General features: G+C 65.1%; 22 protein-coding genes. 6 read left to right on the forward strand and 16 right to left on the reverse strand.

The window, feature by feature from the left end; genetic code table 11:
• Positions 1 to 3: 3 nt before the first annotated feature.
• Complete coding sequence (locus H8F01_RS04085) at positions 4 to 1,416, reverse strand: GDSL-type esterase/lipase family protein (RefSeq protein ID WP_238481145.1); 1,413 nt, start codon at positions 1,414 to 1,416, stop codon at positions 4 to 6.
• Positions 1,417 to 1,801: 385 nt separating this feature from the next.
• Between H8F01_RS04085 and mutS the strand changes: the two genes are divergently transcribed.
• Positions 1,802 to 4,426, forward strand: coding sequence for a DNA mismatch repair protein MutS (gene mutS / locus H8F01_RS04090; RefSeq protein WP_425490107.1), 2,625 nt, complete (start codon positions 1,802 to 1,804; stop codon positions 4,424 to 4,426).
• Positions 4,427 to 4,527: 101 nt separating this feature from the next.
• Entirely contained in the window at positions 4,528 to 5,349 is an 822-nt protein-coding gene (locus H8F01_RS04095) for a hypothetical protein (RefSeq protein WP_187057792.1), read from the forward strand.
• Between the two features lie 19 nt (positions 5,350 to 5,368).
• Here H8F01_RS04095 and H8F01_RS04100 read toward each other — a convergent pair whose 3' ends face one another.
• The 7 genes from H8F01_RS04100 to htpX form a co-directional block, all read right to left on the reverse strand.
• Complete coding sequence (locus H8F01_RS04100; protein WP_238481146.1) at positions 5,369 to 5,620, reverse strand: hypothetical protein; 252 nt, start codon at positions 5,618 to 5,620, stop codon at positions 5,369 to 5,371.
• A 263-nt stretch (positions 5,621 to 5,883) separates the two neighbouring features.
• On the reverse strand, positions 5,884 to 6,465 hold the full coding sequence (locus H8F01_RS04105; RefSeq protein WP_187057793.1) for a response regulator: 582 nt from the start codon (positions 6,463 to 6,465) through the stop codon (positions 5,884 to 5,886).
• 103 nt (positions 6,466 to 6,568) lie between these two features.
• The gene (locus H8F01_RS04110; protein ID WP_187057794.1) at positions 6,569 to 6,967 is read right to left on the reverse strand and encodes an RNA-binding S4 domain-containing protein; all 399 of its coding nucleotides are present in this window, start codon (positions 6,965 to 6,967) and stop codon (positions 6,569 to 6,571) included.
• Between the two features lie 146 nt (positions 6,968 to 7,113).
• Positions 7,114 to 7,482: a nuclear transport factor 2 family protein gene (locus tag H8F01_RS04115; RefSeq protein WP_187057795.1), complete on the reverse strand. Its 369-nt coding sequence runs from the start codon at positions 7,480 to 7,482 to the stop codon at positions 7,114 to 7,116.
• A gap of 10 nt (positions 7,483 to 7,492) precedes the next feature.
• Positions 7,493 to 8,395 carry an AEC family transporter gene (locus H8F01_RS04120; protein ID WP_187057796.1) on the reverse strand — a complete coding sequence of 301 codons (903 nt, stop codon included), beginning with the start codon at positions 8,393 to 8,395 and terminating at the stop codon, positions 7,493 to 7,495.
• A gap of 100 nt (positions 8,396 to 8,495) precedes the next feature.
• Positions 8,496 to 10,367 (reverse strand): molecular chaperone HtpG, encoded by a 1,872-nt coding sequence (gene htpG, locus H8F01_RS04125; RefSeq protein WP_187057797.1) that lies wholly within the window; start codon positions 10,365 to 10,367, stop codon positions 8,496 to 8,498.
• 118 nt (positions 10,368 to 10,485) lie between these two features.
• Positions 10,486 to 11,382, reverse strand: a complete 897-nt coding sequence (gene htpX, locus H8F01_RS04130) for a protease HtpX (RefSeq protein WP_187057798.1) — start codon at positions 11,380 to 11,382, stop codon at positions 10,486 to 10,488.
• Between the two features lie 202 nt (positions 11,383 to 11,584).
• Between htpX and gluQRS the strand changes: the two genes are divergently transcribed.
• Entirely contained in the window at positions 11,585 to 12,445 is an 861-nt protein-coding gene (gluQRS, locus tag H8F01_RS04135) for a tRNA glutamyl-Q(34) synthetase GluQRS (RefSeq protein ID WP_187057799.1), read from the forward strand.
• Positions 12,446 to 12,599: 154 nt separating this feature from the next.
• The gene (gene phbB / locus H8F01_RS04140) at positions 12,600 to 13,340 is read left to right on the forward strand and encodes an acetoacetyl-CoA reductase (RefSeq protein ID WP_187057800.1); all 741 of its coding nucleotides are present in this window, start codon (positions 12,600 to 12,602) and stop codon (positions 13,338 to 13,340) included.
• An 87-nt stretch (positions 13,341 to 13,427) separates the two neighbouring features.
• Here phbB and H8F01_RS04145 read toward each other — a convergent pair whose 3' ends face one another.
• Positions 13,428 to 14,279: a tRNA threonylcarbamoyladenosine dehydratase gene (locus H8F01_RS04145; protein WP_238481232.1), complete on the reverse strand. Its 852-nt coding sequence runs from the start codon at positions 14,277 to 14,279 to the stop codon at positions 13,428 to 13,430.
• Between the two features lie 115 nt (positions 14,280 to 14,394).
• Between H8F01_RS04145 and H8F01_RS04150 the strand changes: the two genes are divergently transcribed.
• The gene (locus H8F01_RS04150; protein ID WP_187057801.1) at positions 14,395 to 14,784 is read left to right on the forward strand and encodes a cytochrome c; all 390 of its coding nucleotides are present in this window, start codon (positions 14,395 to 14,397) and stop codon (positions 14,782 to 14,784) included.
• Positions 14,785 to 14,898: 114 nt separating this feature from the next.
• Here the strand turns inward: H8F01_RS04150 and H8F01_RS04155 are convergent, their stop codons facing one another.
• The 6 genes from H8F01_RS04155 to H8F01_RS04180 form a co-directional block, all read right to left on the reverse strand.
• Positions 14,899 to 15,201 (reverse strand): Mpo1-like protein, encoded by a 303-nt coding sequence (locus H8F01_RS04155; protein ID WP_187057802.1) that lies wholly within the window; start codon positions 15,199 to 15,201, stop codon positions 14,899 to 14,901.
• A 79-nt stretch (positions 15,202 to 15,280) separates the two neighbouring features.
• On the reverse strand, positions 15,281 to 16,153 hold the full coding sequence (locus H8F01_RS04160) for a pirin family protein (protein ID WP_187059148.1): 873 nt from the start codon (positions 16,151 to 16,153) through the stop codon (positions 15,281 to 15,283).
• Between the two features lie 13 nt (positions 16,154 to 16,166).
• Entirely contained in the window at positions 16,167 to 17,225 is a 1,059-nt protein-coding gene (locus H8F01_RS04165) for an NADH:flavin oxidoreductase/NADH oxidase (protein ID WP_187057803.1), read from the reverse strand.
• Between the two features lie 51 nt (positions 17,226 to 17,276).
• Positions 17,277 to 18,173 (reverse strand): alpha/beta hydrolase family protein, encoded by an 897-nt coding sequence (locus H8F01_RS04170; protein WP_187057804.1) that lies wholly within the window; start codon positions 18,171 to 18,173, stop codon positions 17,277 to 17,279.
• Between the two features lie 130 nt (positions 18,174 to 18,303).
• Positions 18,304 to 18,513: a cold-shock protein gene (locus H8F01_RS04175; RefSeq protein WP_019465668.1), complete on the reverse strand. Its 210-nt coding sequence runs from the start codon at positions 18,511 to 18,513 to the stop codon at positions 18,304 to 18,306.
• A 287-nt stretch (positions 18,514 to 18,800) separates the two neighbouring features.
• Positions 18,801 to 19,010, reverse strand: a complete 210-nt coding sequence (locus H8F01_RS04180; protein WP_130620318.1) for a cold-shock protein — start codon at positions 19,008 to 19,010, stop codon at positions 18,801 to 18,803.
• Positions 19,011 to 19,351: 341 nt separating this feature from the next.
• Between H8F01_RS04180 and H8F01_RS04185 the strand changes: the two genes are divergently transcribed.
• The gene (locus H8F01_RS04185) at positions 19,352 to 19,834 is read left to right on the forward strand and encodes a hypothetical protein (protein WP_187057805.1); all 483 of its coding nucleotides are present in this window, start codon (positions 19,352 to 19,354) and stop codon (positions 19,832 to 19,834) included.
• A gap of 3 nt (positions 19,835 to 19,837) precedes the next feature.
• Here H8F01_RS04185 and H8F01_RS04190 read toward each other — a convergent pair whose 3' ends face one another.
• A complete protein-coding gene (locus H8F01_RS04190) occupies positions 19,838 to 21,112 on the reverse strand; it encodes a winged helix-turn-helix domain-containing protein (protein WP_274380582.1) in 1,275 nt (424 codons plus the stop codon).
• Positions 21,113 to 21,259: the final 147 nt, after the last annotated feature.

Consider the following 21,259-nt stretch of genomic DNA (forward strand, 5'->3'; position numbering starts at 1 on the left):
GTATCAGTTACATCGATGGCCAGGCGACAGCGGCCGGCCCATGACGATGTCGAAAGCCGCCTGCCCCATCGCCGCATAGCCCTGATCGTTCGGATGCAAGCCCGCATCGCCTGCACACACGGTGGCCATGCCGGGCGGCAAGGGGTGCTGTGCCGCCGCGAGGGGCGACGGCTGGTACCGACCCGTCAGCACGTCGGCAAAGGGCAGCACGCCGTCCAACTTGGCATCGTGTTCGATCCACCGGTTCACCTGCTGACGCACGGCTTCCTTCTCGGGCGTGAACCAGCCGGGGCTGGGAAGCCCGGCGAATGGCGGCACCGTGCCCACATAGACGCGCAGGCCGTGCTGATGGGCGACGTCCGTCAGCATGCGCAGCCCGGCGATGAGGTCGCCGGCCAGCACGCCGTTCGGCTGGCCGGCCCGGTCGATGCCACGGTTGATGTCATTGGATCCCAGCAGCACGAGCACGTCAGTGACGCCGGGCTGGTCGATCACGTCACGCTCGAATCGCTTCAGTCCGGACATGCCGGCTTTCGGGTTGCCGATCTGGTCGGTGGTGAGTTCGTCCGCGCTGATGCCCATGTTGGCCACAGCCATGGGCGCAGGCGTGCCGGCCACATTGGCCAGCGACGAAAGCACGCCAGGCCAGGTGGTGGCCGGCGTCGTGGCGAATGCACCATCGGTGATCGAATCGCCAAAGGCGACGATGCCTCGCGTCGACTGCGGCACCTGCACGTCGACACCGTTGAGCACATACACGTGCGGTGAGTTGTCGGCGTCGGGAAGATCAAACGGTTGGCGGCCGGCGAGCGTCAACGCATCCACTGCGTTCCCCGCCACGATCGTCGTGGTGGGACCGTGCTCCATCGGGTGCACGTCAGCCAGATGCGCACCCTCGGCGAAATGCAGGCTGACCACCACCGTGGACAAGGCAGGCACATCCAGTTCCACCGCATCGCTGGTCGACAGTCCACCCGCCGGAATGATCAGGCTGTCTTTGCCATCGAAGCGCAATGCCCGGTCGCTGGCCTTGACGATCTGCGTGAGATCGCTGGAACCCGGCGCACCCAGCGCGACATGTGCCGATGCCACGGTCAGCGGCGCGTCGCCAAAGTAGTTCGACAAGCGGATACGCAGCTTGCCGCCGCCCACGCTGGTCAGCACGGCCTGGCGCACGGTGAAGCCATCCCGCCCCTTGGCTGCGGCGGGCTCACTGCGCGTCTGCGCTCCGTTTTCATGCGCCTCGGACGACACATTGGAGGTCATCGCCTGCGCCCACGTCGCGACCCACTTCTGTGCAGCCGCCGGGGCCTCGGCGTGAATCGGCATGCCGGCGAATGACAAAAGCAGCAGGACCATGGCGGCAGGACGCCACCAGCGCATGCATGCATGAATGCCGTGCAGGGCGACTCGCATCGTTCGTGCTCTCCATCAGTGGTGGTCAGCCGCATCGTGGTCAACCGCGCGCAGCAGCGCGTCGCGGCCCGCATCCACGGTGCGTCCCGACCCGGAAGGGCCACCTTACCAGTCTCATGGGTGACATCACGGACATCGCCCGCGAGGGGCCCCAAGGGCAAATGCAGCATATCCATGCATTGGGGGGGACGAAGAGGGAGCGCAACCAGGGGGTATCAGGCGATACTTGTCGTTCCCGGATGGCGGAGCGGCCTGCGCGCCGGTGCCGCGCACATGGCCCGGAAGCATGCACGAGACCTGCCGCACGGGGCCCTGCATCACGCCCCCATCCACGGAAAAAGCGGGCATGATCGCCCTCATAACCAACTGAACAGCATTGAAAATGATGGAAAACACGACCTCGCAGAGCAGCAACGACATCCATGGCGAGACGGTCGCCAAAAGCGAGGCAATCCACACGCCGCTCATGCGCCAGTACCTGGGAGCCAAGGCGGAACACCCGGATGTGCTGCTGTTCTTCCGCATGGGCGATTTCTACGAGCTGTTCTACGACGATGCGCGCAAGGCCGCGCGCCTGCTCGACATCACGCTGACCCAGCGTGGCCAGTCCGCGGGCCAGCCCATTCCCATGGCAGGCGTGCCGTATCACGCCGTTGAAAACTATCTGGCGCGCCTGGTGCGCCTGGGCGAGTCCGTGGCCATCTGCGAGCAGATCGGCGACCCGGCCACGTCCAAGGGCCCGGTGGAACGCAAGGTGGTACGCATCGTCACGCCCGGCACCGTCACCGATGCCGCGCTGCTGGAAGAGCGTCGGGACAACCTGCTGATGTCCATTTCCGCCGGCGCGCACGGTGCCTACGGCCTGGCCTGGGTGGATCTGGCCAGCGGCCGCTTCCTGCTCAGCGAAGTGCCGAGCGCCGAAGCGCTGGCGTCGGAACTCGCACGCCTGCAGCCGGCCGAAACGCTGGTGGGCGAAGACGTGGCATGGCCGAAGTTCGTCAGCACCCTGCCCGGCCTGCGCCGTCGCCCACCGTGGCACTTCGACGGCGACGCGGCGAAGCGCGAACTCAATCGCTTCTTCGGCACGCGCGATCTGGGCGGCTTCGGCGTGGATCGCCTGCCGCTGGCCGTTGCTGCTGCCGGCTGCCTGCTGGGCTATGTGGAAGAAACGCAGAAGAGCGCGTTGCCGCACATGACCGGCATGTCGGTGGAAAGCGCCAGCGACACCATCGCGCTCGATGCCGCCACGCGCCGCAACCTGGAGCTGGATACGCACCCCAGCGGACGCACCGAGCACACCTTGCTCGGCGTGCTGGACGAAACCGTGACGCCGATGGGCGCGCGCCTCATGCGCCGCTGGCTCAACCGCCCGCTGCGTTCGCGCGACCTGCTGCGCGCACGCCACCAAGCCATCGGCACCCTGATCGATCACCGCCAGCACGAACCGCTGCGCGAACAGCTGCGCGGCATCGGCGACCTGGAGCGCATCCTTGCCCGCGTCGCGTTGCGTTCGGCACGCCCGCGCGACCTCTCCACGCTGCGCGATGGTCTGGCCGCCGCGCCCGCGCTGCGCGCGCTGATCGCCACGCTGGACAGCCCGCTGCTGCACGCACTGGTGGATCGCATCGGCGATCACGCCGACAACGCCGCCCTGCTGGCCCGCGCCGTGGTGGCGCAACCGCCGGTACTGCAGCGCGACGGCGGCGTGATTGCCGACGGCTACGACGCGGAACTTGACGAACTGCGTCGTCTCTCCACCCACGCCGACCAGTATCTGGTCGAGCTGGAAGAACGCGAGAAAGCCGCCAGCGGCATCAATACGCTGAAGGTCGGCTACAACCGCGTGCACGGTTATTACATCGAGATCAGCAAGGGCCAGGCGGACAAGGCGCCAACGCACTACACGCGCCGCCAGACCACCAAGAATGCCGAGCGCTACATCACCGAAGAACTGAAGGGCTTCGAAGACAAGGTGCTCTCGGCCAAGGAACGCTCGCTGATGCGCGAGCGCGCCCTGTATGAAGCCCTGCTCGACACGCTCACCGAACAGCTCGAGCCCCTCAAGAGTGCTGCCACCGCCATGGCCGAACTCGACGTGGTAGCCACGCTGACCGAGCGTGCGGTGACGCTGGACTGGGCCGCACCCGAGCTTACCGACGAGCCCGGCATTGCCATCGAACGTGGCCGCCATCCGGTGGTGGAGAAGGTGCGCGACGAGCCGTTCGAGCCGAACGACCTGCAGCTGGATGACGGCCGCCGCATGCTGGTGATCACCGGTCCCAACATGGGCGGTAAATCCACCTACATGCGCCAGAACGCGCTGATCGTGCTGCTCGCGCATATCGGCAGTTACGTGCCGGCATCGCGCGCGGTGATCGGCCCGATCGACCGCGTGTTCACCCGCATCGGCGCGGGCGACGACCTTTCGCGCGGCCAGTCCACCTTCATGGTGGAAATGAGCGAAACGGCCAACATCCTGCACAACGCCACCGAACACAGCCTGGTGCTGATGGACGAAGTGGGCCGTGGCACCAGCACCTACGACGGCCTGGCGCTCGCCCGCGCGGCGGCCGTGCACCTGGCCGCCGCCAGCCGCTCCTACACGTTGTTCGCCACGCACTACTTCGAGCTGACCGAGCTGGCCAACGAGTACGGCACCATCGCCAACGTGCATCTGGACGCCGTCGAGTACGGCGAGCAACTGGTGTTCATGCATGCCGTGAAGGAAGGCCCGGCCAACCGCAGCTTCGGCCTGCAGGTGGCCGCGCTCGCGGGCCTGCCCAAATCAGTGATTGCCGATGCGCGCCGCACGCTGGCCGAACTGGAGCGCGGCATGTACCAGCATGCGTCGGCCGCCAGCCCCGGCACGCCGGCGCAGGAGTCGCCGCAGATGGGCCTATTCGCCGCGGCGCCGTCGGTGGTGGAGCGCGCGCTGGAACACATCGATCCGGATGCCATGACCCCGCGCGAGGCACTGGAAGCGCTCTATCGGCTTAAGGCGCTCAACTAGGTGTAGACGAACGAGCGCGTCTGAAGTTTCAGACGCGCCTGATTCTGACGTCGGGAGGGTGTGCCTATGCTTCGCACTCGCCTCCGTGGAACGTCACGCCCGTGCCGAATCTCGACGAACATCTCTTGCTGAGGTCCGGCTGGCGCAACGCGCTGGCCTGGTGGGTCTGGCTGCAAGAGAATCTCTCGCTCGGCCACCTCTTGCTGTATGCCGCGGTGGGCGCCGTGCTGGGCCTGTCACTCGGTGTCATGACGGCGCTGGCCCTCAGACGGTTGGGCCTGTTGCGCCGCTCGCACGTGTTCTGGCGGGTGCTGACGGCTTGCTACTTTCTCTATATCCCGGCTGTCTTGTTCATCGCAGGCGCACAAGCAGGACTTTGCGTAGCAGGACATCGCGTCTTCAATGACCAGATGGAACGATATCGCAGCGACATCCAGCATTTTGCTGGCAACATGCTCGGCGACATCAGACAAAATCTGCAACACGCCCTGGGAGGGTCAGCCGACCTGAGCCAGGCTTCGCTCAACGATCTGATCGATCGCTCCGTCGACCAGGCGGTTGCAAAGGTGACTGCCAGCGAGCAACGCACGGGAGCGAGGGCAATGCTCAACCAGTTGATGCTCAGGGCAGTGAACGCACCGAGCGCTCGCGTCGCGCTACGTCATCGCGTGAAGGCCGCCATCGAATCGGTGGGCATGGACAGTGGCGAATCCGCAGCGTTGATGAACACACGCCTGGACGGACTGAGCAACGGCCAGTTTGTGGTCGATCTGATGGAGGCACGTATGCGTGGCTATCTCAGGAACTTCTACGTCGGCGTCGCCATCCATGCGTCGCTATGGCTGTTGCCGCCGGTGCTTGAGATCGCACTGGCCTGTGGGCTGATGCGGCGACGCACTTCGGCGCTGGCCCCCGAGGCCTGATCGTCAGAAACACCAAACTTCAATGCGGATATTCGGATCTGCGCGCGTTGCCGATGGCTTCCAGTACCGGCGTGGGCAGATGGTCCAGATTGAGCACGACCTTGCCCGAATGCACCGCGCGCACGGCAGTAAGCGGTATTTCGAAATCGCCGCCGTTCTCGATATAGACGACGAGCATGTTGCCGCCCGGGAGCACCCGGCGTACCGAACCGATGCCGTCTTCGCCATCGGCCACGAAGATCAGGTCGCCTTCTTCGATGCGTTCTGCCACGACGCCGTCTCCGCTACAGGAAAGTGGCGGCATCGTGGGCCAGATCTGGTCGCGCATGTGTGAAAGTGCCGGCCCGGCGTTCAGCGGGGCGTCGGCCATGGCCGATAGGTCACAACTATGGACCTCATCAAAACAATCGAATTCAACCTATGGGCGCACTGGCCTACAGTGCACGTCAGCCAGCCATCGCCAGCGAGCCTCTTGGGCAGGATGAAGGGTGGCGCCCATAGCGGCGCCGCCCTTTGTCTTTGGAAAGGCCGGCCTCAGGCGGCCAGTTCGGGAACGCCGATGGGCGCAGGTTCGTCCGAGGCATTGGCCAGCATCGCCGGGATGGTTTCCACCGGCACCGACACCGGCAGTGACACCACGTTCGCCGACTCGCGCAGGGCCAGGCGACCAAAGCCGACCAGGCGATCGATGCTGCGCGCCACTTCCATCTGCCCGAAAGGCTTGCGGATGAAGTCGTCGGCGCCGAAGCGCTGCACGTAGAACTGCTCGGTGGCCTGCTGGTTGCCGCTGATCATCACGATGGGCACGTGCTGGGTCACCGGATCGTGGCGCAGCGCACGCAACACGGCGAAGCCGTTCATGCCGGGCAGGACAATGTCCAGGAAGATCATGGCCGGTGGCTCGGCGCGGGCCATTTCCAGCGCGCTTTCGCCATCGGCGGCACGCACCACTTCATAGCCATCCACTTCCAGCATGCGGCCGAGCACGGCCCGGATGGTGGCCGAATCGTCCACCACCAGCACCCGCGCACCATGCGTGGTCTTGCGCCACGGCTCGTCCGCCTGCCCCGGCGTCGTACCCCCAAGCAGTCGCTTCAGGAATCCCATGCTCGCCATCGCTGTCCTCCCACTTCAAGTTCTTGGAAAAATCACGCGCCCGCGTGACTTTCCGTGAGGGACATGCTTACCCAGATCCACTATGCGTTCTGAGATGGGTGACTCACATGGAATCCTTAAGCCGTCGCAGTTCTCGACGTGCCTGCTTGTCCGGACGGCCCGGCGGAGCCATCGCACCTACAAGCTTGCGCTGAGCCTTCGCCGCGTCGCGCGCCGCGATACTGGCCTCGCTTTCGCGATAAAGCGCCTGCGCGACAGGGGCCGGACCGCGCTTGTCGGACAGCGCCAGCACCTCGACTTCCAGGCGTTCCTCGCCGCGGCCGATGCGGAACACATCGCCCACCTGCACGGCCTTGGGCGGCTTGCAGGAACCGTCGTTCAGGTCGATCTTGCCGCCGTCGATGGCCTGCTTGGCGAGGCTGCGGGTCTTGAAGAAACGGGCGGCCCAGAGCCAGACATCAGCGCGCACCGGCGCCTGCGGGGGAGTTTCGTGAGATGCCATGGCGCCATTGTCGCGCAAGCCCGCACTACATTTGTAGGAGCGCACCCTGTGCGCGATCGATCCTGCGTCGCACGATGAGGCAGCCCGGCTGTCTCTTCAGTTGGCTCACCTTGACGTAGTGCGACGGTCCCGCACAGGGTGCGCTCCTACAACAACGACGGCAGCGGCGTGCCCTGATGGAACTGCATCTGCCAGCGGCCATCGCGCAGACGCCAGATCGAACTGCGCAGCGAGTCGGCCCCAGGGCGCTGTGGCGTCGCCACGCGATAGCCGCGATAGGTCACCAGCGCCACGTCCTCGGCCAACAGGGTCAGCCGGAAATCGCTGACCTCGCGCGGCGAGAAGGATTCGCCGCGCAGCGCCTGGATCACGGCCTCCCGCGTCCACTGCGTGCCGGAAACGCCGAACTCGAAGAAATCCGGGGCAATCAGTCGGCGCAGGGCCTCTTCATCGGCACGTACTTCCTGCCGGTGCAGTTGCGTCTCCAGGTCGAACAAGTGCGCAGCGAGATCCATCACGGTTTCCTCAGCCACTCAGCAACAGATTGCCGATGGGAATGGTGACCAGCGACAACACGATGCCGGCGCCCAGAACGGTGTTCGCCAGCGTCGGCTCAAGATCGTATTCATCGGCCAGGATGGCGGCGGAAATCATCGGCGCCACCGCAGCCTGCAACACCCCCACCGTCAACGTAAGTCCGCCGACGCCGGTCGCCACGCCCAGACCCCAGGCGATCAGCGGGGCCAGCAACAGTTTCCAGCCCAGGCCGGCAAGCAGGGCGGGAAACTGCCCCTCGCCCAGCTGGAACTTGAACTGCATGCCCACGGAGAACAGCGCCAGCGGCGTCAACGTGGCGCCGATGGGCCCCAGGACACCGTCGACCAGGGAGGGCCAGCCACCCAGCACCCCCACGATGCCGCCGATCAGCAGCGCGAGGAAGGCCGGAAAGGTAAGGATGCGACGCGCAATGACCACCGGTTGCGCAGCGCGCCCGGCATACAGCGAGGCTACCGCCACGCCTGCCGAAGCCAGCAGGGGAAAACAGCCCAGCTGATCGGCCACCACGGCAAGGGCAAGTCCTTCCTTGCCGTGCAGGGCCATCATCATGGGATAGCCCATGAACGAGGTATTGCCCAGGCCGCACACCAACGTAAGCGCACCGATGCGCCCGCGCGACCAGCCGAGCAGCTTGCCCAGCGTGGCGAACAGCAGCCAGGCACCGAAGAACACGATCCACATCGCCGCCACGGGAAACCACAGCTGCCTGTCCACCTGCACCCTGGGCACCAGCGCCAGCACCAGCGCCGGCAACGCGATGTTGATCACCCACCAGTTGATGCCGTGCACGATGCCCGCCGGTGGACTGGCGAAACGCGCCACCAGCGCACCGAGCAGAAGGCAGGTGAACAGCAACAGCAGAGCGCTCATGGACGTCCCGGACAGCAAAACGGCCGCAGTATAGCGGCCGTTTCGCGGTGCTTCGTTTGAAACGTTTGGCGTCATGCCGCACGCTCCGGGCGCGGGACGGTCAGCCCACGATCAACCGATTCAAGCGCTGCACGAACGCTGCCGGATCCGGCAGCTGCGCGCCCGCGGCGATTTCCGCCTGGTCGAGCAGCAGGTTGGCGAGATCGGCTGCCTTGGCCGTGTCACTCTCACCTTCCAGGCGCTTGAGCAGGGGATGCTGCGGATTCACTTCCAGCGTCGGCTTTGCCTGCGGCACGTCATGCCCGGCTTCGCGCAACAGGCGTGCAAGATGCGGCGCCATCTCGTAGTCGGACAACGCCAGGCACGACGGCGAGTCGGTGAGGCGCGCCGACACGCGCACATCGCCCACGCGTTCGCCCAGCAGCTCCTTCAGCTTGTGCACCAGCGGCTCGGCCGCCTTGCTGGCCTCTTCCTGCTGCTTCTTGTCCGCCTCGTCCAGCGGCAGCTCGCCCTTGGCGACATTGCGGAGCTTCTTGCCGTTGTACTCGGTGAGGCTGTTGAGCATCCACTCGTCGACGCGGTCGGTCATCAGCAGCACTTCAATGCCCTTGGCCTTGAAGGCTTCCAGTTGCGGGCTGCCGGCGGCGGCGGCGTAGCTGTCGGCGGTGATGTACCAGATGGTGTCCTGGCCCATCGCCATGCGACCGATGTAGTCATCCAGCGATACCGTCGGCCCGGTGTCCCCGCTCGTCGTCGAGGCAAAGCGCAGCAGCTTGGCGATGCGCTCGCGGTTGGCATGGTCTTCGCCGATGCCTTCTTTCAATGTGTTGCCGAAGGCCTTGTAGAAGGTGGCGAACTTCTCCGGCTCGTCGCGTGCCAGCCTCTCCAGCAGGTCGAGCACGCGCTTCACGCAGGCGGCGCGGATGCGCTCCAGCTGACGGTTGTGCTGCAGGATCTCGCGGCTCACGTTGAGCGGCAGGTCATCCGCGTCCACCACGCCGCGCACGAAGCGCAGGTAGTTGGGCAGCAGTTCTTCCGCCGCATCCATGATGAAGACGCGCTTGATGTAGAGCTTGAGTCCCTTGCGCTCGTCGCGCCCGCCCATCATCAGGTCGAACGGCGGCTGCTCGGGGATGTACAGCAGCGTGGTGAAGCTCTGGTTGCCTTCCACGCGGTTGTGCGTCCACGCCAAGGCATCATTGAAGTCGTGGCCGAGCGACTTGTAGAAGCTCTGGTAATCCTCGTCGGAGATCTCGTTGCGCGGCTTGGCCCACAGCGCGGACGCGTCGTTGACGACCTCCCATTCGCTGCCCGGCTTGCCGTCTTCTTCTTTCGGCATGCGGATCGGGAACGCCACATGGTCGGAATACTTGCGGATCAGCGAGCGCAGCTCCCAGCCCTTGAGGAACTCGTCCTCGTCGGCCTTCAGGTGCAGGATCACCGCCGTACCGCGTTCGGGCAGGTCGACCTGGGCAAGGCTGTATTCGCCCTTGCCGTCGCTCTCCCACTGCACGCCTTCACTGGCCGGCAGATCGGCCCGGCGACTGAGCACGGTGACGCGGTCGGCCACCACGAAGGCCGAATAGAAGCCCACGCCGAACTGACCGATCAGGCGCGCATCGGTCTTCTGCTCGCTGCTCATCGCCTCCAGGAAGCGACGCGTGCCGGAGCTGGCGATGGTGCCGATGTTGGCCACCACCTCGTCGCGGTTCATGCCGATGCCGTTGTCGCGCACGGTGACGGTGCGCGCCTGCGGATCCCAGCTCACCTCGATCTGCAGTTCACCGTCGCCGGCCAGCAGGTCGGGGTTGGCAAGGGACTCGAAACGCAGCTTGTCGCAGGCGTCGGAGGCGTTGGAGATCAGCTCGCGCAGGAAGATTTCCTTGTGCGAGTACAGCGAGTGCGTGACCAGGTGCAGCACCTGGGCGACTTCGGCTTCGAATTTACGGGTTTCGGGCGCGGCGTGGGTCATACGGAAGGCTCGTTCGGTGAGTCGTCGAAGATCGGGTAAACAGGGAAGATACACAAACAGAAGGGCCGACGAGTCGGCCCCTCATGATGCCCGCCCCCTGTCGGAGGGCAGGTGAAGATCAGGTGTTGTTGCTTGCGTTCTGCAGGGCGGCAATGCGCTCTTCCAGCGGCGGGTGGCTCATGAACAGGCGCTTGAAGCCCGTGGCCAGGTGACCGGAGATGCCGAACGCGGCAATGGTCTGCGGTAGCGTGCTCTCGCCGTGCTGCACCTGCAGGCGCTGCAGGGCCGACACCATCGAGCCACGACCGGCCAGCTTGGCACCGGCGGCATCCGCGCGGAACTCGCGCCAGCGCGAGAAGGCCATCACGATCATCGAGGCGAACAGGCCGAACACCACCTGCAGCACCATCACCGTGATGAAATAACCGATGCCGCCGCCACCTTCGCGGTCACGGCCACCGGACAGCCAGCTGTCCACCAGGCGACCCACCACACGTGCAGCCACGATCACCAGCGTGTTCAACACGCCCTGGATCAGGGTCAGCGTGACCATGTCGCCGTTGGCGACGTGGCCGATCTCGTGGCCGAGCACGGCGGAAACCTGCTCGCGGTCCATCTGCTGCAGCAGGCCGGTGCTCACGGCCACCAGCGAGCTGTTCCTGGTCATGCCGGTGGCGAAGGCGTTCATTTCCGGCGCGTCGTAGATCGCCACCTCGGGCATGCCGATGCCGGCGTTCTGCGCGTGGCGGCGCACGGTTTCCACCAGCCAGCGCTCGCCTTCATTCTGCGGCTGCCCGATCACTCGGGCGCCGGTGGACATCTTGGCGGTCCACTTGGACATGGCCAGCGATATGAAGGCGCCGCCCATGCCGATGACGGCCGCATAGGCCAGCAGGTTGCCCAGGCCCTGGCCGCGGGCGGCTGCCCACTGGTCGATGCCAAACAACCGGCACACGATGGTGAGCAGGGCAAGAACGGCGATATTGGTAAGCAGGAACAATGCGATGCGACGCATGGCTGTCTCTCGGGCAGTCATGAAAGGGGATGTGGCCTTGGCCACCGCTTAAGGATCGTGGTGAATTCTTGCGGTTTCAAGGGGCGCTGATGGGGCTTTCCTGTGTAAGCGACCGAGGTTTCAACGTCGCGTCAGCCTGTCGGGTCCTGCCGGGGCCTTCGGTAAGCCCCACCAACGTACGACCCATCCGTAAAATGGGCCGATGAACTACCGCGGGCGATTCGCACCTTCTCCGACCGGCCATCTGCATTTCGGTTCCCTCGTGGCCGCGGTGGGCAGCTGGCTTTGCGCACGCCATGCTGGCGGGGCATGGCTGCTGCGCGTGGAGGATATCGACCCGCCCCGCGAAATGGCCGGTTCCGCCGAAAGCATCCTGGCCGCCCTGCCCGCCTTCGGCCTGGTGGCGGACGAACCGCCGCTGTTCCAGTCACGCCGCATCGCCGCCTACGACGCGGCCTTCGAACAACTCAGGGCTACCGACCAGATCTTTCCGTGCTGGTGCAGCCGCAACGACCTGGCCGGCGGACTGCATCTGGACGGACGCTGCCTGGCCGCACCGGTGGAAGGCCGCCCGCCGGCCTGGCGAGTACGCGTGCCGGACATCGACGTCGGCTTCGTGGACGCCCTGCAGGGCCCGCAGACCCAGAACCTGCGCCAGGCCGCCGGCGACTTCGTGATCCGCCGGGTGGAGGGCTATTACGCCTACCAGCTGGCCTGCGTGGTCGACGACGCGTACCAGGGCGTGACCGAAGTGGTGCGCGGCAATGACCTGCTGGATTCCACCCCGCGCCAGATCTTTCTGCAGCGGTGCCTGGGCCTGCCCACGCCTGGCTACCTGCACCTGCCACTGGCGCTCGATGGCGAGGGCCGCAAGCTGTCCAAGTCCGAACGGGCCCATCCGGTGGACCCCACCGCCCCGCTGCCGGCGTTGTGCCGGGCGCTGGAATTCCTTGATCTGCCGGTGCTCCCGGCGGCCCGCGATGCCCACGCGCTGCTGGCGCACGCCCTGGCGCATTTCTCGCCGGCCCGCCTGCCGCACTGCCGCGAGCGTGCGGCAGCCTAAACGGCCGTCGCGGCATTTCATGCCCAGACCACCTACGGACCCTGAAGACGGCGTACTCTCCGTAGACGTTTTGCCATGTTCCGCGTGATAGACATGGCGACGCCCCGGCCACACGACCGGGCGAACTGGACACAGGCATCTTTGGAGAACAGGCATGACGCAACGCACGGCATTGGTCACTGGCGGCACGGGCGGTATCGGCACGGCGATCATTCGCTACCTCGCGCGCCAGGGGCATCGGGTCGCCACCAACTACCGTGACCAGGCCAAGGCCGAAGCGGTGAAGGAAGCGATGGCCAAGGAAGGAATCGAAGTGCTGCTGGTGCCGGGCGACGTGAAAGATCCGGACTCCTGCGAAGCGATGGTCCGCATCATCGAAGGCGCCTTGGGCCCGGTGGAGATCCTGGTCAACAACGCCGGCATCACGCGCGACACCACCTTCCACAAGATGACCTATCCGCAGTGGATGGAAGTGGTTAACACCAACCTCAACGCCTGCTTCAACGTCACCCGTCCGGTGATCGAAGGCATGCGCCACCACAAGTGGGGCCGCATCGTGCAGATCAGCTCGATCAATGGCCAGAAGGGTCAGTACGGTCAGGCCAACTACGCCGCCGCCAAGGCCGGCATGCATGGCTTCACCATTTCGCTGGCCCAGGAAAATGCCAAGTTCGGCATTACGGTGAACACCGTGTCACCGGGTTACGTGGGCACCGACATGGTCATGGCCGTGCCCGACGACGTGCGCGAGAAGATCGTGGCGCAGATCCCGGTGGGCCGTCTGGGCAAGCCCGAGGAAATCGCGCACGCCGTGGCCTTCCTCACCGGCGAAGAGGCCGGCTGGATCACCGGCGCGAACCTGTCGATCAACGGCGGTCACTACATGGGTTGGTGACGAGGGCGAGAAGTGAGTGAAGAGGAGTGAGTAGTGAGAGAAGGCTGGCAAGCTCCTGGCTCTCTCTCACTACTCACTTCTTACTCTTCACTTCTTGCTTTCCAGCAGTCGCTCCAACACCTTGCCCACCGCCGCAAAGGCAAAGGCGCCGGTGACGTGCGTGGCGGCGCCCAGGCCGCCGCCGCAGGCCAGGTTCAGCGCTTCGGTGCCGTTCGCCACCGGCGGGCGCGTGCCGCACACGGTGCCGTCAGGCTGCGGGTACTGCACGTTCTGCAGTGAATACACCGCCGACACGCCGAAGTAGCGATCCGGATTGCGCGGGAAGTTGAAATCGGTGCGGAGCTTCTTGCGGATGAGGCTGAACATGGCGTCGTGCTCGGTACGCGAAAGGTCGCGCACGCGGACCTGGGTGGGGTCGGTACGGCCACCGGCCGAGCCCACGCTCACCATCGGCAGCTTGCGCCGGCGGCACCACGCAATGGCCTCCAGCTTCACGCGGAAAGCGTCGCAGGCATCCAGCACCACGTCGTAACCGCGGTCCAGCAACTCGTCGAGCGTGGACGTGGTGAGGAAACGCTCGATGGCGTCCACCTTGATCGCCGGATTGATCGCGCGCAGGCGCTCTTCGATCACCTTCACCTTGGACTTGCCGAACTGGCCGTCCAGCGCGTGCAGCTGTCGGTTGGTGTTGGACACGCAGATCTCGTCCGCGTCGATCAGCGTGAGGTGACCCACGCCACTGCGCGCCAGCGCTTCGGCGGCCCACGAGCCCACGCCACCAATGCCGATCACGCAGACATGCGCCTGCATCAGCCGGTCGAGGCTGCCCACGCCATAGAGCCGCTCCACGCCTGCAAAGCGTTCACGCGGAAACGCCACGCCCGTGTCTGCGTTGGGTTCGGTTTGTTCTTCCACCGTGGCGGCGTTTTCGATCTGCATCTGTGAAGCCATGACAACACCTTGAAGAAGCGCCATTTTATCGGGAACTGTCCACGCCTGCAGGCACCCCGCTATGCTTGGGGTTCAACCGTCACCCCCCAAGGGATTCCAGCGCATGCGTTCCGCCCTGTTGCTCGTGCTCGGCCTGGTCATCGGCATCGTCGGAACCGTGTTCGCAATGAATGCGCTGCAGGAACGCCAGCCATACTCACATTCCCTGATGGTCACCATGGCCCACCACGCCGGTGCGCTGAGCGCTGCGGTGAAGGCGCAGAAGTGCGATGCCGCCCAGTCGCAACAGCACCTCACCCGCCTGCTGGAAACCCAGGCAGACATAGGTGAGGCCTTCCCGGGCGTGGATCAACCGTTCAAGGACGAGGCTGCCAAGCTGCGCGAGAAGACCCAGGCAGCCATCCAGGCGGCACCGGCGGACTGTGCCGCACTGGCCGCGGCGATCAAGCCGATCGGTGAGACCTGCCAGTCCTGCCACCAGCAATACCGATAAAGGCAGCCCCTTCCCTGTTGGAGCGCCCTTGGGCGCGACCGGGATGCCGGAGGCGAAGCAAGCGTGGATGCCGCAGTCGCGCCCAAGGGCGCTCCTACACGGGCAGTCACCTCGTCAGAGCTTTACCTTGCCGCGCAGGATCTGCCAGTACATCACCCAGTCACCCATCAGGCTGTACAGCGGATGGGTGAAGGTGGCGGGTCGATTCTTCTCGAACACGTAGTGCCCGATCCAGGCAAAGCCGTAGCCCGCCACCGGCGCCAGCAGCAGCCACCAGGCATTGCCGGTAGCCAGCGCGGTAACGATCACGCCCAGCACCAGTGTGCTGCCGGCGAAGTGCATGCGCCGGCACTGACGATCGCTGTGCTCGCCCAGATAGAACGGATAGAACTCGCGAAAGCTGGCGTACTGCGACATGCGGGTCACCGTAGAGGGTTCTCCCGGAGGGTAATCCGCCGCGCCCGAACATGCATGCGCGGGCGCAACATGCCGGGCCTCAGGCTGGCAACGGGATGAACTCCTCCTCGTCGCCGATGACCTTGCCCATGCGCTGGGCCACCCAATCCGCCTTGGCCTGCTCGATGCGTTCGCGCGTGCTGGCCACAAAGTTCCACCACAGGTGGCGCTCGCCATCCAGCGGTGCGCCGCCAAACAGCATCACGCGGCTCTTGCGGCGCGCGCGCAGCGGCGGTGAGGCATCACCGACCTGCACGGCGGCGTGCATGGGCTGCACGGTGACACCGTCCCATTCCACTTCGCCATCCACCACGCACACGCCACGCTCCACGTGCTGCTCGGGCCACGGCAGCTCAGCGCCCTCTTCCAGCGTCGCCTCGACGAAGAACATCGGCGCGAACACCTTCACCGGCGACTCCTTGCCGTAGCCGGTGCCGGCAATGAGCACGAGCTCTGCGCCCGGCAGGGAAATCCTTGGCAGCTCATCGGCGCCGTGGTGATGGAACTCCGGTTCCACCTCGGCATCCTTTTGCGGCAACGCCACCCACACCTGGATGCCATGCGCGCGCAGGCCGCCACCGCGCGCTTCCGGCGGCGTGCGCTCGGAATGCACGATGCCGCGACCAGAGGTCATCCAGTTCACTTCACCCGGCCGGATGTCCGCGATGCTGCCCAGGCTGTCGCGATGGCGGATCACGCCTTCGAACAACCACGTCACCGTGGCCAGGCCGATGTGCGGATGCGGACGGACGTCCATGCCCTTGTCGTCGAGGAAGGTGACGGGCCCCATGTAGTCGAAGAACACGAACGGTCCCACGTGCCGTGCCTGCAGCACCGGCAGCAGCCGGCGCACGTTGAAGCCGTCGCCAAGGTCATGCACGCGGCCATCGATCAGGGTCGGTTGCTGTTCCATCATGTCTCCTCGTTTACCAGGCGCGCTGGTATTGCTCGGGCGCGTCAATCGCCACGCCCAGTTCCTGTGCGGCACGCCGCGGGAAATACGGATCGCGCAGGCTTTCGCGTGCGATCAGCACGACGTCGGCCGCTCCTTCGTCGATAATCCGCGCCGCATGTGTGGATTCGGTGATGAGCCCGACCGCGCCCGTGGCGATGCCTGCGTCATGACGCAGCCGCGCCGCGAACGGTACCTGGTAACCGGGCGACACGGGAATCTTCACGTGCGATACCAGGCCGCCACTGGATACGTCGATCAGGTCAACGCCCATCGACTTCACCATCTGCGCCAGCTGCACGCTCTGCTCGACGTCCCAGCCACCATCGCGCCAGTCGGTGGCGGAGATGCGCAGCCACAACGGCAGATGTTCCGGCCACACCTCGCGCACCGCCACGATCACCTCACGCACCAGTCGCGTGCGGTTTTCGAAGCTGCCGCCGTATTCGTCGGTACGTTCGTTGCTCAGCGGCGACAGGAACTGGTGCAGCAGATAGCCGTGGGCACCGTGCAGTTCGATCAGCTCGAAGCCTGCCCCCAGCGCGCGTTCGGCGGCCGCACGGAAATCCGCGATCACCTGGGCGATGCCCTGTTTGTCCAGCGCCTGCGGCACATGCCAGTGCTGGTCGAACGGAATGGCCGACGGCGCCACGGTAGGCCACGCACCCGCATCGGCAGCAAGCGGACCACCACCCTCCCAGGGACGCTGCGAGCTGGCCTTGCGCCCGGCGTGCGCGAGCTGCACGCCCGCCACCGCGCCGTTGGCCTTGATGAAACGGGTGATCGGCTGCCAGGCCGCCTGGTGCGCTTCACTCCACAGGCCGACATCGCCCGCGGAGATACGGCCTTCGGGCGAGACCGCCGTGGCCTCGGCGATGACCAGGCCGGCACCGCCCACGGCGCGGCTGCCCAGATGCACCAGATGCCAGTGATCGGGCATGCCGTTGGTGGCCGAGTACTGGCACATCGGCGCGATCACGATGCGGTTGCGCAGTGCAACGCTGCGTTGCTGGTAGGGAGTGAAGAGTTTCATCGGACCTGCTCCGGAAAGATCAGCCAGAGATGCCGGCTGCTCGCGCCGGGTTCAAGTACTCTTTTGGGTAGCTTGTGCATCGAGCCAGTCGGCAACGCGCGTCGCCACCGGCCCCGGCGTCTTCATCCAGCCGAAATGATCCGCCTTGTCAGCGCCAAGGTCGGCCGCCGTGACCACCTGCTGCACAGCTTCACCCTGTGGCATTTTCTCCAACAACCATGACAGCGATGTCTGCGGCGCCAGCCAGTCGTCCTGCAGGCGTAGCGCGAGCACGGGCAAACGCAGTTGCTGTAGCAGGGCTTCGACGTCGGCCGCCATGCCCATGGCGGCATAGCGACCGGTACGACCGGTGCGCGCCCAGTCATCGATCAGCCGGCGCGCTTCGTTGCCACCAAAGCCGATCCTGCGTCCCGGCAGATAACCGAACGCTCTTGCCAACCAGGGCGCCAGGGCATACGCCAGCCAGAGCAGTCGCCCCTGCGGAAACTGGCGCCAATAAGGCGCACCACTCGCCACGGCCAGCAGGCCGGCCGGTTCGCGTGGATGCAGGGCGGCGTACAACACGGCGATCTGCGCGCCCAGGCTGTGCCCGCCCAGATACAGCGGCGCCTGTGCCACGTGGGCGCGCGCAACGGCGATACCCGCCGGCAAGTCGTCCACAAGCAGCTCGCGGTAGCCCCAGTCCTGCCGACGGCTTGCACGCCTGTCGCTGGAACCGATCCCTCGCCATTCGTGGATGGCCACGGTCACCCCGCGTGCGGCCAGCGCCTGTGCCAGCGGCAGGTAATGCTTCGCGGCGACCCCCAGGGCCGGCACCCAATAGAGCAGACGCGTGGTCGCCTGTGCGGGACGCTGCAGCAGCACGTCGGCACGTGCTCCATCCGCAGCGACCGCAGGAATGGCCTCGCAGGGTGGCAGCTTGGCGGCAAGGGGAAACGTCGCGGGCATTCACGGCACGCCATGGCGGAAGAGCTCCGCAGGCTAGCGAATTCAGGCGCGGCCAAACAGTCGCGCAAAAGAAAAGGCCGGCATCAACCGGCCTTTTCTTCATACTGCGAGCGGGTTTCCCCTGATGACTTCAGGCGGGCGCCACTTCGTCGGCCTGCAGGCCCTTCTGGCCCTGCACCACCTTGAAGCTCACCTTCTGCCCTTCCTTCAGGCTGCGGAACCCCGATCCGCTGATGGCGCGGAAATGCACGAACACATCCGGGCCGCTCTCACGACTGATAAAGCCAAAGCCTTTGGCGTCGTTGAACCATTTGACAGTGCCAACTTCACGATCCGACATGACTCACTCCGATCAACTCGATGCTGAGACAAGTCAGCCTCCCCTTTGGCCGACGGCTTACTGGGCATGCAGGGATCGGGGTGAAGCGATGTGGACCCTTGCGAGTCGCGCACCGGGCACGCACGTGACCGAGCAACCACAGTGAATCCAGCATAACGGATTTCTTTAATGCAAGTGAATGGTCTTAATCATTAATTCTGATTTTCACATTTCAACGACATTTGCGAATAAAACAAAAAAGCCAGGCATTGCTGCCTGGCTTTTTCTTCAACGCTTGAAGGCGTTTATTACTGCGGCATCACTTCGTCGGCCTGCAGGCCCTTCTGGCCCTGCACAACCTTGAAGGAGACCTTCTGGCCTTCCTGCAGGCTCTTGAAGCCGTTGCCCTGGATCGCGCGGAAATGCACGAAGACATCCGGGCCGTTGTCACGGCTGATGAAGCCGAAGCCCTTGGCATCGTTGAACCACTTGACGGTACCGATCTGACGATCAGACATGTTAATCACTCCATAGGATTTTAGAGACTCAGCCTGCGCAACACGCGCTGGCCGGCTTACTGGTGTGCGGGAAACCCTAGGGGTGAGGCGATGTTGCTAGATCGAGATCAGGCGGCATCGGGTCACAAAACTCTGGTGACCCCAGCAAACACAGTAAGCGCATGATAGCCGCTCCGGGGTCGCAAGGCGAATAGGGAAATACCTATCGAAGCTGAATGAATAACCGTCAGTCCTTACAAATCGGATTTGATTTTCACGCCATCTTCGCATTTCATCCCTTTCCTTGATGGGCAGGTTTATTGCCCCCCCTAACCCCCGAACATCCCCTCCGGAGAAGCCTCATGAAGTTCCATCGCCATCGTCGTCTGGCCCTCCTTGCCCTTGTCGCAGGCGGCGTGATCCTGGCCGGATGCTCCAACAAGCCGGAAACCCGCCCGTCGACGACGACCCATGGCAGTACTACGGCCGCCAGCGGCTCGCACGCCGCCACCAGCGGCACCTCCGGCACCACCCGGACCCGCACCGGCACGGTGACCACCTCCGGCGGCAAGCCGCTGCCCAACAGCACCGGCATCCCCGCCTGCGACGACTACCTGGCGAGCTACGTGTCCTGCCATGCCGCCGCAGGGGTCTACCCGGCTGACCAGATCCAGTCGCGCTACGAGGACATGCGCACCAGCCTGTTGCAGGACTCGGTGGATCCCACCACCCGACCCCAGCTGGGCGCGCGCTGCGCTGCGCTGGCCAAGCAGCTGCGCGCCACGCTGCAGGGCAAGTCGTGTGGCCCTGCCAGCCCCGCCGCCGCCAGTGGCGGCTCGCACTGAGTTTCAGCGCAACAATGCACGCAGCGAGGCGGCCACAGGAGCCGGCCGGCTGCGTGCAAGCTTCACCTTGGGCGTGCCATGCCATTGCGCCGATGCGCGGATGGCATCGGCGATGTCTCCGAGCAGGCGAGGCGTAGCCTCGACCTCCGGCTCCAGATAGAGCACCTTGACCTCGAACACGCCTTCGCGACGATGTGCCTTCGCATCAAGACGACCTACCAAACGCCCCCGGTGAAGGATGGGCAGCACGTAGTAGCCATACTTCCGCTTGGGCGCGGGCACGTAGCATTCGATGGTGTATTCGAAACCGAACAGCACCTGCGCGCGCGCACGATCCCATACCACCGGATCGAATGGCGACAACAATGTGGTGTGCGTGGCACGCAGCTGGCCTGATGCCGCCTGCGCAAGCCAATCCGCGTGATCGCGATGCACGTAGGCAGGCACGCTCCAGTCCGCCACCTGCACCACCAACAGCTCGCCTTCGGCCACCAGCGGCGCCAGCTCCTTGTCGGTCACTGCGGGTTTCAACCGGTAATAGTCGGCAATCCAGCGCACCTGCGCGATGCCAAGTGCGCGCACGCTGTCGAGGATGAAGCGCCTGCGCAGTGCATCCGAATCCAGTTCCAGCAGCGCCCGGTCCATGGGCGGATCAAGTTTGGCCAGCACACGATCGGCCAGATCGTAGACGCGCTGGAAGCGTTCGCGACGCGTCACCATCAGCTCGCCGAGAGCGAACCACGCTTCCAGCCAGCGCTTTTCGGGTTTCCATGACCACCAGCCGCCCGCGCTGCGCGTTTCGCTCTCGAAGTCCGCCGCGCGTGCCGCACCGTTGTCGCGGATGCGCGCGAGCAGTGCATCCATGCCATCGCGATGCTCGCGATGCATGCGATCGGCGTGCTTGTACGCCCAGTGCATGGCACGCTGCCTGCGCCATGCCTGGTGCAACGGAAGATCCGCCGCGGGCACGAAGCACGCCTCATGCGCCCAGCTTTCCGCAATGCGCCCGGTATCGAGCACATCCTCCAGCCATTGCGGATCGTAGTCGCCGATACGCGAATGAAGCACCAGATAGGGGCTGCGCGCGACCACATGAATGCTGTCGATCTGCAGAAGGCGCATACGGGCCACGGTTGCGACGACATCGTCCTTGCACGCACGCGCCTTTGGCTTGTTGAGCACGCCCTGCGCCGCCAGATGCAGGCGCTGCGCCTGCGCCAGGCTCAACGAAACCGGTGGCGCAGATGAAGAAACCGACAACGATAACGATGACTTCACGTGATAACGATGCCTCTATTGAGGTGGCATTTAGCCGTGCTTTGCTAGGTTGAAGCCTGCGCGAAGGACATGCAGCGCGCCATATCGATCCACACTGCACTATCGCGCGTTTCCGCAGACGAGCCACTCATTCTGGCATGGAGTAAC

Source organism: Dyella telluris, assembly GCF_014297575.1.
Classification (GTDB): domain Bacteria; phylum Pseudomonadota; class Gammaproteobacteria; order Xanthomonadales; family Rhodanobacteraceae; genus Dyella; species Dyella telluris.

What these genes read in the sequence shown, in the direction of transcription:
- mutS (WP_425490107.1), top strand. Translation starts at nt 1,802, where the DNA reads ATGGAAAACACGACCTCGCAGAGCAGCAACGACATCCATGGCGAGACG.
- H8F01_RS04110 (WP_187057794.1), bottom strand. Translation starts at nt 6,967, where the DNA reads ATGGCATCTCACGAAACTCCCCCGCAGGCGCCGGTGCGCGCTGATGTC.
- H8F01_RS04115 (WP_187057795.1), bottom strand. Translation starts at nt 7,482, where the DNA reads ATGGATCTCGCTGCGCACTTGTTCGACCTGGAGACGCAACTGCACCGG.
- H8F01_RS04180 (WP_130620318.1), bottom strand. Translation starts at nt 19,010, where the DNA reads ATGTCTGATCGTCAGATCGGTACCGTCAAGTGGTTCAACGATGCCAAG.
- H8F01_RS04185 (WP_187057805.1), top strand. Translation starts at nt 19,352, where the DNA reads ATGAAGTTCCATCGCCATCGTCGTCTGGCCCTCCTTGCCCTTGTCGCA.
- H8F01_RS04155 (WP_187057802.1), bottom strand. Translation starts at nt 15,201, where the DNA reads ATGTCGCAGTACGCCAGCTTTCGCGAGTTCTATCCGTTCTATCTGGGC.
- H8F01_RS04085 (WP_238481145.1), bottom strand. Translation starts at nt 1,416, where the DNA reads ATGCGAGTCGCCCTGCACGGCATTCATGCATGCATGCGCTGGTGGCGT.
- htpG (WP_187057797.1), bottom strand. Translation starts at nt 10,367, where the DNA reads ATGACCCACGCCGCGCCCGAAACCCGTAAATTCGAAGCCGAAGTCGCC.
- phbB (WP_187057800.1), top strand. Translation starts at nt 12,600, where the DNA reads ATGACGCAACGCACGGCATTGGTCACTGGCGGCACGGGCGGTATCGGC.
- H8F01_RS04150 (WP_187057801.1), top strand. Translation starts at nt 14,395, where the DNA reads ATGCGTTCCGCCCTGTTGCTCGTGCTCGGCCTGGTCATCGGCATCGTC.
- H8F01_RS04165 (WP_187057803.1), bottom strand. Translation starts at nt 17,225, where the DNA reads ATGAAACTCTTCACTCCCTACCAGCAACGCAGCGTTGCACTGCGCAAC.
- H8F01_RS04170 (WP_187057804.1), bottom strand. Translation starts at nt 18,173, where the DNA reads ATGCCCGCGACGTTTCCCCTTGCCGCCAAGCTGCCACCCTGCGAGGCC.
- H8F01_RS04145 (WP_238481232.1), bottom strand. Translation starts at nt 14,279, where the DNA reads ATGCAGATCGAAAACGCCGCCACGGTGGAAGAACAAACCGAACCCAAC.
- H8F01_RS04105 (WP_187057793.1), bottom strand. Translation starts at nt 6,465, where the DNA reads ATGGCGAGCATGGGATTCCTGAAGCGACTGCTTGGGGGTACGACGCCG.
- H8F01_RS04175 (WP_019465668.1), bottom strand. Translation starts at nt 18,513, where the DNA reads ATGTCGGATCGTGAAGTTGGCACTGTCAAATGGTTCAACGACGCCAAA.
- gluQRS (WP_187057799.1), top strand. Translation starts at nt 11,585, where the DNA reads ATGAACTACCGCGGGCGATTCGCACCTTCTCCGACCGGCCATCTGCAT.
- H8F01_RS04160 (WP_187059148.1), bottom strand. Translation starts at nt 16,153, where the DNA reads ATGGAACAGCAACCGACCCTGATCGATGGCCGCGTGCATGACCTTGGC.
- H8F01_RS04120 (WP_187057796.1), bottom strand. Translation starts at nt 8,395, where the DNA reads ATGAGCGCTCTGCTGTTGCTGTTCACCTGCCTTCTGCTCGGTGCGCTG.
- htpX (WP_187057798.1), bottom strand. Translation starts at nt 11,382, where the DNA reads ATGCGTCGCATCGCATTGTTCCTGCTTACCAATATCGCCGTTCTTGCC.